This is a genomic window from Flavobacterium crocinum, from assembly GCF_003122385.1.
GTDB classification, from domain to species: domain Bacteria; phylum Bacteroidota; class Bacteroidia; order Flavobacteriales; family Flavobacteriaceae; genus Flavobacterium; species Flavobacterium crocinum.
In genome coordinates, this window is the sequence record NZ_CP029255.1 from 4216637 (window position 1) to 4231410 (window position 14774).

Sequence of the window (14774 nt, forward strand, 5' to 3'; positions counted from 1 at the left end):
GCTTACATTAGTTGAATTAACTTCTAAAGCTTTGAAAATGAAGAATATTACATCAAAATTTGACAAAGTCCTAAACAATTCTACAACCTACGGAAATGTTAATCACGAACCAGATTCGAGCACAGAAACACAGTTAAACACCCCCGAAAAATCAATGCCGTTTTCAGATCAGATTGGAAACTACCAACGTAATATTGGAATTCCTCTCAAGTCGCATGAAAACAGCAAAATCTATATTGTAGGAAGCGGTATTGCTGGAATGGCTGCTGCTTACTATTTTATTCGAGATGGTCGAATTCCTGCCAAAAACATCACTTTTCTGGAACAGCTTCATATTGATGGTGGTTCACTCGACGGTTCAGGAAATCCCAAAGAAGGTTATATGATTCGTGGCGGTCGTGAAATGGATATGACCTACGAAAATCTATGGGATATTTTTCAGGATATTCCTGCCTTAGAAATGCCTGCTCCCTACACTGTTTTAGATGAATATCGACTAATCAACGATAATGATTCTAATTATTCTAAAGCAAGATTGATTCATAAAAATGGAGAAATTAAAGATTTCAGCAAATTTGGTCTGAACAAAAAAGATCAATTGGCAATTGTAAAACTTCTTTTAAAAAGAAAGGACGAATTGGATGATTTGACCATTGAAGATTATTTCAGTGATTCGTTTTTAGAAAGCAATTTCTGGACATTCTGGAGAACAATGTTTGCTTTTGAAAACTGGCATAGTTTATTGGAATTAAAACTCTACATGCACCGTTTTCTACATGCTATCGACGGATTGAATGATTTATCTTCTCTGGTATTTCCGAAGTATAATCAATACGATACTTTTGTTACGCCACTTCGAAAATTCCTTGAAGAGAAAGGCGTAAACATTAAATTTCATACACTGATTAAAGATTTAGTAATTCAAAGTAATACTGAAGGTAAAGTAGTTGAAGGAATTATTACAGAGTATGAAGGCAAAGAAAATAGAACACCAATTGGCAAAGATGATTTTGTAATTGTCACCACTGGTTCCATGACTGAAGATACTTTTTACGGGGACAATAAAACAGCACCGATTATTAAAATTGATAACTCTACAAGCGGTAAAAGTCCGGGATGGATGTTGTGGAAAAACCTAGCTGCTAAATCTCCTATTTTTGGAAAACCCGAAAAATTCTGTACTAATATTGAAAAATCATCCTGGGAATCGGTTACGCTTACCTGCAAACCTTCAGCTTTTGTAGAAAAACTAAAAGAATATTCCGTAAACGACCCGTATTCCGGAAAAACAGTAACAGGAGGAATTATCACCATTACCGATTCTAATTGGTTGATGAGCTTTACCTGCAACAGACAACCCCATTTTCCAGATCAGCCGGACGATATTTTAGTACTTTGGGTTTATGCTTTGTTTATGGACAAACCTGGTAATTATATCAAAAAAGTAATGCCGGAATGTACAGGAGATGAAATCCTAACTGAATTATCTTTTCATTTAGGAATTCTGGACAAACTGGACAATATTATAGAAAATACAATTGTACGAACAGCTTTTATGCCTTACATCACTTCTATGTTTATGCCGAGAGCCAAAGGCGACCGTCCGCGAGTTGTGCCTGATGGATGCAAAAATCTTGGTTTAATCGGTCAGTTTGTTGAAACGAATAATGATGTGGTATTTACAATGGAAAGTTCGATTAGAACGGCTAGAATTGCGGTTTATAAATTATTGAATTTAAACAAGCAGGTTCCCGATATTAATCCGTTACAATATGATATTCGACATTTATTGAAAGCCGTTAGAACACTGAATGACGGAAAAGCATTTTTGGGTGAAGGCATACTGCACAAAGTTTTAAGAGGAACTTATTTTGAACACGTTTTACCGCCAATTGAAGAAGATAAAGAAGAACATGAATCTTTCTTTGCCGAACAGTTTACACGATTTAAAGATTGGATAAAAGGAATAAAAGACTAAAACTCAAAATTTATTCATTTACAACATTTTATCCATCATCATTTAAAGCAATAAATAATATTCCGTAGGAATATCTCATCGGTAAAAAAAGGTTTGTGTTACGTTGTGTCCTGTAGGGACACCTCAATTATGGGAAGAAAATATTCTGCAAATCAATCAGACGTTCTTACGGAACGTTTGTACCCACGCAATATTCTTTTTCTACCGATGAGACATTCCTACGGAATGAAAAATTTTGAATGATTATTTTTTAAATTAGAAACCCCAGTAAATAAATTTACTGGGGTTTCCTGTTTAATACTAAATTTGTAATCAGAAATTAAACATTATTGTTCGTCATTATTCATGGCAGACATCAATAAAGTGTAGGCATTTTTTACGACGATTTTAGAAGAATTATTCAACTCTTTTGAAGTAATCTGACAGAAACCTTCGTTTTTAACTCCAGATTTTACTTCTACCATTTGAAACTGATTATTTCCAAGATCTGTAAAAACAAAAAACTTGCCCTGCCAGCGCACTAAAGCATCTTCAGGAACAGTTAAAGCTTTTTGATTTTCTACTTCAACTTCGGCATTTACAAACAAACCTGGCAAAAGAGCCGGATTATAAGCATTTACTTTACAGATAATTTCAGCCGCACGATCACCATTTAAACTCTGATTAATAAAAGCAATCTTTGCAGGATATTTTTTTGCATCCGAATTATTTGCAAAAGCCATTACCGTCTGACCGATTGATAAAGACGCAACATCTTTTTCAAAAGCATTTAAAGTCAGTACAATATCTCTTTTATCAATCAATTCAAAAAGCATATCGGTTGGATTTACATATTTTCCAAGATTAACGTTTACTCTTGAAACCAAGCCGTTTATAGGCGAAACTACTTTTATGGTTTTGCTTATAGTGTTTACGTTTAATGATTTAGCATTAATTCCTAACAAATGTAATTTCTGCTCCAAAGAAGACATTGTGATGCGCTGTGTTCTCATTTCAGTCGTAATTTGCTCCAAAACTTTATCACTGCTGGCTTTGCTTGCATTAAGCTCTTTCTGTCTTTTATATTCGTTCTGAGCCAGTTCAAATTTTTCTTTTGCCATCAGATAATCCTGTTGCAATTCAATAAACTGCATATCTTCTAAAACGGCTAAAACCTGACCTTTCTGCACATTCATTCCGGCAATCAAATTCGTGCTTTTTACATATCCACCCAACGGAATACTGATACTAATTACACTTTTAGGCGGAACCGTAACGGTACCTTGAAGCTGCAAAACCTCTTTTATGTTTTGAATTGTCGGATTTCCAGTTTGTAAACCTGCATTTTTAACCTGCTCGCTGGTCAATTTTATAATATTAATGCTTTTAGGTTCAGCATTTTTATTTTCTTCATTTTGCTTCTTTCCACAAGAAAACAGTACTAATGCGCCTGCAAACGCTGCTATATATTTTTTCATTTTAAATATTATTAAGATTCTGCAGCGTAATTACTGCTTTGTTATAAGCATTCAATGCGTCCAGATATTCACTTTTGATTGTAATCGCCTGATTCACGACCAAAACCCATTGCAGATAATCAATATCTCCGTTGTAAAGCTGACTGCTTGAAGCTTCGATAATCGTCTGAGCATTTTTCAATCCTTCCTTTTCATAATACTCTAAACTTTCCTGATATTTTTTCACTTCTCGATCAGCATTTTCAATTGTGGTTTTTACCTCAATTTTTGCAGCTTCAGAAAGCGCTTCATAACTTTCATATTCGGCTTTTGCAGCACGTTTGCGTTCAGACTGACTAGTGAAGAAAATTGGAATTGAAAGTCCAGCATTGATATAATTAAATCTTTGTCCACTATCATAATAAACCTCCTGACCTGAAGCATTAGTTTGACTTCCGATAATACTCAAATTATTATAACCTAAAGTAATTTCAGGAAGCAGTTTGGCACTTTCGGTTTTCCATCTCCATTTGGCAGATTCAGATTCGTATTGCGAACGTTGTATAATTGGAAGATTTTCTGTCTTTAGATTTTCAACCAAAGACTGATTTAAAACTGCTTTCAATTTTTCTTTCTTCGGAGTATAAGCTTCTTTATCCTGCAGTACCGAATTAAATAGATTTAAGGCAATTTCGATATCACGATTTACCATTACCAATTGATTGCTGTAAAACTGTCGGGCAGATTGCGAAGCACTTTTTTCTAAAACATTCGCCTCACCTGCTTTAAATCTCAAATCCGATTTCTTTTCCATAATTCGGTAAATCGAATCGGCATAAACTAAAAGTTCTCTTTTACTCTGAAGCCATAAATAATCGTAATAAATATTTCTGACTTTAGTTTTGATTTCCTGCGAAGTCAGCTGTACTTCTGTTTTCGCTTTATTAAAATCTGCCTGAAGTGCTTTTTTCTGGTTGCTGTAAACCGTAGGAAAAGCAAAAGTCTGACTGATTCCAAATCTGGTATCTTTCTGAGCGCTGTTAAACTGTCCGTAATCTGCATCGATTTGCGTCTGTGGCAAATTATAAGCGGTTTTCTGCAAATGACTTTTGGACTGTTCGTTTAATTTAGCCGATTTAACTGTTCTGTTATTCTGAATCGCAATTGAAATCGATTCGTCCAGCGAAATTGGTAATTCTTGTGCATTTGCCATATTACCAATAAAGAAAAGTGCCAATAAAATGGTTAAATTATTCATATGTTTTTTTCTTTTTTTAGAAAATACTTTAGCGTGATAGCTCATCAAATAAATAGCCGGAAGCACAAAAAGCGTTAAAAGTGTAGCTGTTACCAATCCGCCGATTACGACAGTTGCCAACGGACGCTGTACCTCTGCTCCTGCTCCGTTACTTAATGCCATTGGAAGAAATCCTAACGAAGCAACTGCAGCTGTCATTAAAACAGGTCTTAATCTGTTTTTGGTGCCTAAAATGATAATATCAAAAGGATCTGTGATTTCGCCGTGTTTTTGGATTCGATTGAATTCGGATATCAATACGATTCCGTTCAATACAGCTACACCAAAAAGTGCAATAAAACCAACTCCAGCCGAAATACTAAAAGGCATATCTCGAATCACTAATGCAAATACACCACCAATTGCAGATAGCGGAATAGCTGTAAAAATGATAATTCCTTCTTTAAATGATCTAAAAGCAAAATATAGTAAAGCGAAAATCATCAATAAAGCGGCAGGAACGGCAACTCCCAATCTGGCTTTTGCTTGCTGTAAATTCTCAAAAGCACCGCCGTAAGTAATATAATAACCTGGATCAAATTTTATCTGCTGATTTACTTTTTGCTGTAATTCTTCCACAATAGACTGAACGTCTCGGCCACGAACATTAAATCCAACGATGATTCTTCTTTTTGCATTTTCACGTTGAATCTGATTTGGGCCTTCCACTTCATCTACTTTTGCTACTTGATAAAGCGGAATCTGCATACCTGAAGGAGTTGCAATTAACAGATTACGAACATCTTCAATTCCTTTTCTGCCATTGTCTTCCACACGAACAACCATATCGAAACGTTTTTCTCCTTCGTAAATACTTCCGGCAACAGCACCTGCAAAAGCTGCATTTATCGTTCTGTTAATATCTACAACACGAAGACTATATTTAGCCATTTCTGCCCAATTGTAATCAATTACGATTTGAGGCATTCCGGTTACTTTTTCTACATATAAATCGGCTGCACCTTCAACTGTTTTACTAATTTCTCCCAGTTTTTCTGCATATTCAGAAAGCTTTTGAAGATCTTCTCCATAAATTTTACATACCAAATCTTGTTTCGCTCCTGTCATTAATTCGTTAAAACGCATTTGAACCGGAAACTGAAAACCAGTGGTAACACCAGGCGCGATACGTTTTACCGTTTTCGTCATTTTGTCTGCCAATTCTGGAAACGACGAAGCGCTTGTCCATTCTGATTTATCTTTTAGAACAATAATCATATCCCCGCCCTCAATTGGCATTGGATCGGTTGGAATTTCGGCACTTCCAATTCTGGAAACTACTTGCTGTACTTCCGGGTATTCTTTTTTAAGTTCTTTCGATATTTTTTCGATAGTTTCTGTAGTCGTAGAAAGATTCGTTCCTAAAAGCAGACGGGTTTCTACTGCAAAATCGCCTTCTTCTAACTGCGGAATAAATTCTCCTCCCATTCTTCCAAATAAAACAACTGCTATTCCGAAAAGTACAAAGGCCGCAATTACAATTGTTTTTCTAATGCCTAAAGCTTTGGTAAGCCAGCCTTCATAAGCATTTTCTAATCTTTCCATAATTCGGTCTGAAAGATTCTTTTTATGACTTATTTTTTTACTTAGAAATAAAGCGCTGACCATTGGCACATAAGTTAGCGACAAAATAAAAGCTCCTAATATGGCAAAAGCAACAGTTTGTGCCATTGGCTTAAACATTTTACCTTCAATTCCCTGTAACGAAAGAATTGGCAGATAAACAATCAAAATGATAATCTGGCCAAAAACCGCCGCATTCATCATACGTGCTGCAGAACCAGTTACTTCTTTGTCCATTTCGTCCTGCGAAATAGCATCTATAACTTTGTATTTTTTTGAACTGTGAAGATGATGCAGAATCGCTTCTACAATAATTACAGCTCCATCGACAATTAATCCGAAATCTAAGGCTCCAAGACTCATTAAGTTGCCGCTTACGCCAAAAGTATTCATCATAATAATGGCAAAAAGCATCGCTAACGGAATAACCGAAGCCACAATAAATCCGGCTCTAAGATTTCCGAGGAATAAAACCAAAATCAAAACAACGATTAAAGCTCCTTCAATTAAGTTTTTTTCTACCGTTCCAATGGCATTATCTACCATTTTGGTTCTGTCTAAGAAAGGTTCAATTTTTAGACCTTCGGGAAGGATTTTTTCAATTTCGGCAATTTTATCTTTTACGTTTACGATAACATTATTGGCGTTTTCTCCTTTTAACATCATCACGATTCCACCAACAGATTCTCCGTATTCATCTGTAGTCAATGCACCATAACGAATGGCTGAAGAAATCTTAACATCGGCAACATCTTTCACTAAAATTGGGAGTCCGCCCTGAGTGCTTTTAACGACAATGTTTTCAATATCTTCAATACTTTTAGCTAAACCAGTACTTCTAATATAAGATACCGTTGGGCCTTTCTCGATATAAGCCCCTCCAGTGTTTTCGTTACTGCTGTTTAAAACCGTAAAAACTTCACTAATTGTCAAGTTTTGTGCTTTAAGTCGGGCTGGATTTACGGCAATTTCATATTGTTTTAATTTCCCTCCAAAAGTCGAAACATCAGCAATTCCTGCAGTTCCCAAAAGCTGTCTTCTGATAGTCCAATCCTGAATGGTTCTTAAATCTTCGAGAGAATATTTCTCTTCGTAACCTGGTTTTGGTTTTAAAACGTATTGATAGATTTCTCCTAAACCTGTTGTAACCGGAGCCATTTCTGGTCTGTTGGCATTCCGGTCGATTTCTACCTGTTGGAGTCTTTCTGTAATCTGCTGTCTTGCCCAATACACATCTGCATCGTCTTCAAAAACAACACTTACTAAAGAGAGTCCGAAGCGCGAAATACTACGGCTTTCTTTAAGATGCGGAATATTACTAATGGCTTGTTCGATCGGGAAAGTAATCAGCCTTTCTACATCTTCAGCACCTAAAGATGGTGCTGTTGTAATAATTTGTACCTGATTATTTGTGATGTCCGGCACGGCATCAATTGGTAATTGGGTAACCTCATACACACCGTAGATAATCCACAGCAGTGTAAAGATTCCAATTGCCAGTTTGTTCTTAACTGAGAACTGAATTACTTTATTAAGCATACTATATTAATTAAAAAAATAATAAATGAGCAACCGGAAACGATACGTCTCAGTCACTTCAATAAAAATTTTAAAAAATAATTATGCTATTGGAGGTCTAAAAAGAGAAAGCAGATTTGGATCTGAAAAAAGATCAGATCTGTAAGTTGGTATTTTTAATTGTGGTAATTCCGGATTAAAAGGAACCGGAAGCAAATCTTTATCGTCTAAAATGAAAACTGAGTGAAAAGAGCTGTTACTAATCACTTTAAAAGGGAGCTGCATATCACGATCATCATCATTATCATTTAAATCTTCTCCCCAATAGTGCATCGATAAGAAATCAACAAAGCTGACATTTTGCAGTTTTTTGTGCTCTTGATAGTGCTCAATCAGTATTGGCAGTTTATAAAACTGTTGCACAAAACTGCTATTCGAGGCAATAAGAAGGATAAATATGTAGATAATTGTTTTTCGCACAGGGCAAATTTAACTTAAATTCTATAAAACTCCGCTATTTAAAGAGATTTGAATATTTCTTTTAACGATTTAGAAATATTGAAAGGCATTTTTATAGAATTACATTTTATTTACATATTATTTTATAGAGTAAAAGAAAAAACGAGTTAAAGTTCTTAAAGATTTTAACTCGTTTTCTAGCTTTTAAAATTTTCGATACTCTACTCCGTTTGCATCGGCATAAGGAAGCAGTAAATCCATCATTTTAGAATGTTTTTCGTCTAATATTATTCCTTTTGTATCGTCAAGCTGTTTTGCGGCTAAATCAATTTCTTCGTCACTTTTGCCTTCATCGATCATTTTGGCAATCATCATAAAATCCTCGTTTTGAATTTCGTCTGCATATTCAAACAATTCAATTCCGGCTTTTATGATAGGTTCTGCCTCTTTTGTAGGATTCAGATTTTTTATTCTTTTAATATCTTCTTTAAAAGTGTTGGCATAAGCAAACTTAACGACTTCTACGCATGTTGCTTTCTTCATGTGTTTTCCATCTTCAGTAGGAAGCTGCAAAGTTCCGTTTATTTTATGCTGACGAAATTCTTTAAAAACCCTTTCAAAACTAAACGGAATTTTATTCGTATTTAATCCTACTGTATTAAAAACCTGAGCCGGACTGTCTTTTGCAAACTTGCAGGAAACCATAGTTATTAATACTAGGAAAAATGTAAAGTTTCTAATCTTCATAAAAAAATATAGTTTTAATATGGTTTAGTTTTTAATTTCAAAATGCACCTTTCCTATCAGCTTATCTATTTTTTGCAAGATAAAATTCTCATAAGCTGCCTGAATTTCCAAACTTTTGCGACCAGAACCAAATCCTTCACTTATTCTGTAATTCTTGACAAAATGACTTTTTTTCGCTCCTAAAGCATAATTCCAGCTTCCCATTTCAGACTGAACGAAAATAACAGCCTGATTCAGACTCATTATTTTCTTCTTTGAAAGTAAAAAATTTATCTTGTAAACCCCATTGCTTTTAGCATCAAAACAGTATTTAATTTTTGATCTAATTTGAATATCATACAAACTATACAGGGCAAAAATTACAAGTAGAATATAAATTATCCATCGTGTGGCCTCGTCGAAAGAATCCTGAAACAAAAATAAAATAATTACTCCCGCTATAATTCCAATCAAAAACCAACGAGATAACGCTACTGAAGTCTTATAGGGATAAAAAGAGAAAGAATTCTGAGCTTCCTCAATGTTATATCGTTCGCGAATGTTCATTTAATTTTAAAATTTCATCAATTTCATTAATCAAGTCCTGTATAGATCTTGTTGAAAAGCTTTGAGCAACTCCCGTACATTTCTCCTTATTATTTTTCATATAATAAAGGTTCAGACAAACATTTGTTGTAATCAAATAATGTTTTATTTTGACTAACTCAAAATTTACAAAATCAGACAATGGAATTTCAACAGGTTTATTAATCAATCCGTTTTTGATGATAAATTCATTATTATCCAAATCTATAACAAAACGCTGCGACCAGATTGCCATAAAACAAATAATCGTTAGAATTCCAAAAATCCAGATTACGGCAGAATTCTTATAATAAATTCCCCCAATTGTAAAGGCTAACATTCCACCCACAACAACTAAACCAAAACCATATTGTCTTTTCATAACATACTGATTTCCGTCTTTTTCGAATTTCTTTAATTCTTCCATATTAATCAATTTTTACACCGTCTATGACCAAAGTATCACAAATTAATGACATATAAGCACTGTTATAATCTGCCGTAATTTGATCGCTTAAAGAATCAATTCTTCCTTTTGTGAAATCGAATTTTCTGGTTGGCTGTTTTCCATAAGTATCCGTCATTGTAATCTGACCATCAATTCCTGCTTTATTCTTCATAAATGCTGTCAAGAGCGCAATATCCTGTTTTTCAAAATCTAAAGAAAAGTAATAGTTATTTTTGATTTCATTAGTTTCCGAATTAATCACTGACTTTGTAAACGAAAATGTAGCCGATCTCACAGCGCCTTCCACGACTTTGTTTCCGTCTTTTAGGGAAATTTCAATTTTAATGCGTTTTTCCTCCTGCTGACCAAATGTCAAAACAGAGAAAAAAAGACAGGCAAAAGTTACTATTGTAAAAAAAATCTTATTCATAATTTCACGTTTTTAAAAATAATTTATAACAACAAGATTACTACTAAGATCGGCCTTCGACAATTCGAAATTGGCAAATGGAGGTTTTAGATTTTTATTTGGTAATTCTATCCGTTTATTGAGAAAAGAACGCTTTGGAACTCCTTATAAAACAAGGGATTCAACAGTTTTTTCTATTGAAATTGAAGCGCCTTTTTTTTGGTTAGTCAATTCCCAATTCGTAATTTGGCTGTAATTACCACTATATGCACCAGGAAAACATAATTAATCTGATGAAAAACAGCCTTTCGAAATGGTTATTTTACATATTCATTTTATTCTTTTCATATACTAATGCCCAGGAGATTTCTTCTATCGAAAAAATAGCTGCTTATGGCTACTCAAAACGTTTTTCAGATTCATCTGCCAGCAAAAAAATACAGCTACAGGCTTTGGCTTTGGCCAAAAAGAAAAAAAATATCGACGATGAAGTAATTTGTTATTCCTATTTAGCTTTAACTCAAAGAAGGTTACTTCATTTAAGAGAATTTGCCCGTTATGCAGACACCGCTTTTATTTTAGCCGAAAAAACAAACAAAATAAGAGTAAAAGCTTTTGCTTCACTGGCGCAGGGAGCTTTAAAATCTTACATAGACGATAAACCACAGGCACTGGATAATCTTCTAAAATCTTATGAACTTTTTTCTAAAATAAAAGCGCACGATCAATGTGCTAAAATTGCTTCGGACATCTCGTATTTATTTTCTCCGGCTTCACCCGAAAAGGTAAAAAAGTATTCCCGAGAGGCTTTACAACATGCCGCAAAAGCTGGTGATCCCGAAAGTCAATTGTATGCCAGACTTGCTTTTGGAGGTTATTTGACTGACCAATTGGAAACCGGATTTAAAGAGGGATGGATTATAGCGCTAAACTTCTTTAAAGAAACCGTTGCATATTCAGAGAGACATGCTCACGATATCATTAGTAAAAGTAATATCGGAATCGCTTACATCAATCTGGCAGATCTTTATTCAAAAGGCCCAAAACCAATTGACGAAAGCGCAATGCTTGTAAATCTGGAAAAAGCAACTGCCATTGCGCAAAAATATAACGTCAAAATCATTTATAGAAGCGCTATTGGCTTACAAGGAATGTATTTTACCGAAAAAGGCGATTATACCAAAGCGGAATTATTATTTATTGAAGGAATTAAATACCAGCAGAGTCTTCCCTATACTGATAATTATTTACTGGCCACTTTTTACAATTGTCTCAAAGAGGTTGCTGTAAAAAGAAAAGATTACGAAGCTTATTTTGCTTATGATACTTTGTATAGTAAATACAATCAGTTAAAATATAATGAAAACACGCAGAAACTTTTGCAAAATGCAGATGCCCGTTTTGAGTCTTCCAAAAAAATAGAACGCATCAAGCAACTGGAACTCGAAAACGAACTCGAACAGCAAAATAAACTTTTGGGTTATGGAATTGCAGGCGTTTTATTGATTGGACTTGTTTTTATGTTTCGTTCTTACTATTTCAGACAGCGCTATTATCTGAAACGGGAAGAAATTTTAAAACAGGAACAAGCCAACAGCGAACTTAAAGTGCAATTAATGGAAAAAGAAACAATCGAAAATCTTGCCGCAAGACTTTCACTGGAAAGAAGATTGCTTCGTTCGCAAATGGATCCGCATTTTATTTTTAACGCTTTAGGAAATATTCAAAGTATGATTTTGCAAAAAGATACTATTCCGGCCGTTTCTTATCTGAATAAATTTGCCAAACTCACGCGTCAGATTTTGGAACAATCGAGAAAAGAAACTATTTCTCTGGAAGAAGAAATAAGTACTCTGAAAAATTATATTGAATTACAGCAACTTCGCCTTAATAATAGTTTTGAATATAAAATTGTATGCGATGAATCGGTTGAAGACGGAATATTGATTCCGCCTCTATTAATTCAGCCTTTTATAGAAAACGCTGTTGAGCACGGTTTAAAACCAAAACCAAAAGAAGAAAAAGGATTATTACTGCTTAATTTCACACAGCAGCCCGATCATAAAAATCTAATCTGTGTTATTAAAGATAACGGAATAGGATTAGCGGCTTCACGCAAACTTAAAATAAAAGAAAATCATCAATCACTGTCTACAACTATTACGGACGAAAGATTAGCCAAAATGCAAAAAGAACATCCGTTTGCCGGATTTCAGGTTCTGGAAAGAGAATCAGAAAACGGCGAAACGGGCTGTATTGTTATTATTAATATTCCAATCCTGTAAAAAATGTATAAAACTATAATTATTGAAGACGAACAGCGCATACGCGAAGCATTATCGATTATGCTTGAAATGGTCGCACAAGATCAAATTCAAATTATCGCTTACGCGGAAAGTGTTGAAGAAGCTGTAAAATTAATTGATCGCCTAAAACCTGATTTAGTTTTTATGGATATTATGCTCCAAAATGGAACCGGTTTTGACGTTTTAAAGCAGATTTCTTTTAACTCTTTCCATCTCATTTTTACAACAGCTTACGAACAGCATGCTATCAATGCATTCAAATACAGCGCAATAGATTATCTTTTAAAACCAATTGACCCTGACGAACTCAAAACGGCTATTGAACGTATTGCACTTTTACAAGAAAGAGTTTTAGAAAAACAACAATTGACCGAATTACAGCAAAATCTTTCGAAAACGCCTGACCGAATCATACTTCCAACTCAGGAAGCAATGTATGTGGTTAAACTGGAACAAATTTTAAGATGTGAAACTTCGGGTTCATATACAACTTTCTTTCTTAATGATGGAAGAAAAATAATGGTTTCCAAACCTTTAAAGAATTATGAGGATTTATTAGAACCGCCAATGTTTTTTAGAATTCATCAATCGCATTTAATCAATGTAAATTCAATTGTAAGTTATTCCCGTGAAGGAATGGTACACATGAATGATAAATCGGTTGTCCCGATTTCGAGAGGAAAAAAAGAGCAGTTTTTTAAATTAATGAAGGAAGAAAATTAATAAAATCCAAATTTCAGGTTTTTACGGTAAACAACAAACTATAAACAACAAACTATAAACAATCAACCATTATCAATCAAAATCTTCCTAATACCAATTGAAATCAGCCATAGACAAAGCAGGTATTTCAGCATTGGTTTATTGCTTCTACTTTTGAAGTAATAAACACTAAAACGATGAATAATAAAACCCTTTCTATTTTAAGCTACATCACCATTATTGGCTGGATTGTAGCATTTGTTAAAAGTAAAGATTTAACCCCAAAAAGCGATTTGGTAAGTTATCATTTAAAACAAGGTTTCGGAATTTTTTTGGTTTCATTAGTCATCAATATTGCTTTATCAATTGTGGTGAGTATAGTTCCTGCTCTGTATTTTTTAAGTTACGTTGGGTATGTAATCTTAATTTTATGGATTTTCGGAATAATCAATGCAGCAAATGAGCAAAAGAAACCAATTCCTGTAATTGGAAAAATCTTTGAGGATAAATTCAGTTTTATCAACTAATCTGACTGGCTTTTTTAGCTTACGTTTTTATTTTTTGGATGTAGAATTTGATTCTCAAAGAATCTCAGTGGTTTCCGTGGGGTCGTCACACTGAATAGTATTTGGGGATCTTTTCTATTTTAGATTGTCTATTTTCTATTCTCTATATTCTATGTTCTCCTCTAAGACAAACCTTCCAATTGCTGAAAAACTGGAATCAAAGCTTTTCCTTTTTCAGTCAGATTATATTCAATGTGAAGTGGTTTCAGTTTAATTGTTGTTTTTTCCAAAAGGCCTTCTTCTTCCAGTTCTTTTAAAGCCGTTGCTAAAGATTGTTTATTAGAACCCTGAATTTGTCGCAGCAAAGCATTAAATCGCAAAGGCGATTCTACTGCAAGCCGAAAAATTTCTGCTTTCCATTTTCCGGATAACATTTTTAAAAGTCTCTGAGCCGGACAAGTTTCTACTTCTTCCATAGTTTTACAGGGTAGTCAAAAAAAATTGACCTATTGTTTTGGATTCTTTTTTAATTAATTTTTGTGTAAAATGTAATGTAAAAATAGAAAATGAAATCAAAGAAACCAAGTGAAATGAGTATGGCAGAACTGCTTAAAGCTCAGAAAACGATTAATACTGTTGTTATTTTCTTAATCAGTGCATCTGTAGTATTATTTTTTATTATCCTATTCTTTTTTTAAAAAAGATCTGCTGAAAACTCGGGTTGGTAGCTTTATAATATAAATCTGACGATAAAAAGGCCTGATGTGTCTAATTTAATTTTTTGTTGATAAAAAGTTTTATAAAAAAAATTAAATTTGATCTCCCTAAATAAGCCTTTAAA

General features: G+C 34.1%; 13 protein-coding genes. 5 read left to right on the forward strand and 8 right to left on the reverse strand.

The window, feature by feature from the left end; translation table 11 throughout:
* Positions 1-37: 37 nt before the first annotated feature.
* Complete coding sequence (locus tag HYN56_RS18785; RefSeq protein ID WP_109193577.1) at positions 38-1978, forward strand: oleate hydratase; 1941 nt, start codon at positions 38-40, stop codon at positions 1976-1978.
* Between the two features lie 326 nt (positions 1979-2304).
* Here HYN56_RS18785 and HYN56_RS18790 read toward each other — a convergent pair whose 3' ends face one another.
* The 7 genes from HYN56_RS18790 to HYN56_RS18820 form a co-directional block, all read right to left on the reverse strand.
* Positions 2305-3435 carry an efflux RND transporter periplasmic adaptor subunit gene (locus HYN56_RS18790; RefSeq protein WP_109193578.1) on the reverse strand — a complete coding sequence of 377 codons (1131 nt, stop codon included), beginning with the start codon at positions 3433-3435 and terminating at the stop codon, positions 2305-2307.
* A 1-nt stretch (position 3436) separates the two neighbouring features.
* The gene (locus tag HYN56_RS18795) at positions 3437-7813 is read right to left on the reverse strand and encodes a CusA/CzcA family heavy metal efflux RND transporter (RefSeq protein ID WP_109193579.1); all 4377 of its coding nucleotides are present in this window, start codon (positions 7811-7813) and stop codon (positions 3437-3439) included.
* Between the two features lie 81 nt (positions 7814-7894).
* The gene (locus HYN56_RS18800) at positions 7895-8215 is read right to left on the reverse strand and encodes a hypothetical protein (protein WP_240622583.1); all 321 of its coding nucleotides are present in this window, start codon (positions 8213-8215) and stop codon (positions 7895-7897) included.
* 240 nt (positions 8216-8455) lie between these two features.
* Positions 8456-8998, reverse strand: a complete 543-nt coding sequence (locus HYN56_RS18805) for a hypothetical protein (protein ID WP_146194609.1) — start codon at positions 8996-8998, stop codon at positions 8456-8458.
* A gap of 24 nt (positions 8999-9022) precedes the next feature.
* Complete coding sequence (locus tag HYN56_RS18810; RefSeq protein ID WP_109193582.1) at positions 9023-9544, reverse strand: hypothetical protein; 522 nt, start codon at positions 9542-9544, stop codon at positions 9023-9025.
* Entirely contained in the window at positions 9522-9989 is a 468-nt protein-coding gene (locus HYN56_RS18815; protein WP_109193583.1) for a hypothetical protein, read from the reverse strand. The genes HYN56_RS18810 and HYN56_RS18815 overlap by 23 nt, the downstream gene beginning before the upstream one ends.
* Position 9990: 1 nt before the next feature.
* A complete protein-coding gene (locus tag HYN56_RS18820; RefSeq protein ID WP_109193584.1) occupies positions 9991-10440 on the reverse strand; it encodes a hypothetical protein in 450 nt (149 codons plus the stop codon).
* 272 nt (positions 10441-10712) lie between these two features.
* Between HYN56_RS18820 and HYN56_RS18825 the strand changes: the two genes are divergently transcribed.
* The 3 genes from HYN56_RS18825 to HYN56_RS18835 all read left to right on the forward strand — a co-directional run bounded on the left by HYN56_RS18825 (position 10713) and on the right by HYN56_RS18835 (position 13954).
* On the forward strand, positions 10713-12704 hold the full coding sequence (locus tag HYN56_RS18825; protein WP_240622584.1) for a sensor histidine kinase: 1992 nt from the start codon (positions 10713-10715) through the stop codon (positions 12702-12704).
* Positions 12705-12707: 3 nt separating this feature from the next.
* Positions 12708-13448 carry a LytR/AlgR family response regulator transcription factor gene (locus HYN56_RS18830; protein ID WP_109193586.1) on the forward strand — a complete coding sequence of 247 codons (741 nt, stop codon included), beginning with the start codon at positions 12708-12710 and terminating at the stop codon, positions 13446-13448.
* A 176-nt stretch (positions 13449-13624) separates the two neighbouring features.
* Positions 13625-13954, forward strand: coding sequence for an import component protein (locus tag HYN56_RS18835; protein WP_109193587.1), 330 nt, complete (start codon positions 13625-13627; stop codon positions 13952-13954).
* Between the two features lie 161 nt (positions 13955-14115).
* Here HYN56_RS18835 and HYN56_RS18840 read toward each other — a convergent pair whose 3' ends face one another.
* A complete protein-coding gene (locus HYN56_RS18840; protein WP_109193588.1) occupies positions 14116-14409 on the reverse strand; it encodes a winged helix-turn-helix transcriptional regulator in 294 nt (97 codons plus the stop codon).
* Between the two features lie 90 nt (positions 14410-14499).
* Here HYN56_RS18840 and HYN56_RS25260 point away from each other — a divergent pair, with 90 nt between their 5' ends.
* Entirely contained in the window at positions 14500-14631 is a 132-nt protein-coding gene (locus HYN56_RS25260; protein ID WP_262510126.1) for a hypothetical protein, read from the forward strand.
* Positions 14632-14774 lie beyond the last annotated feature (143 nt).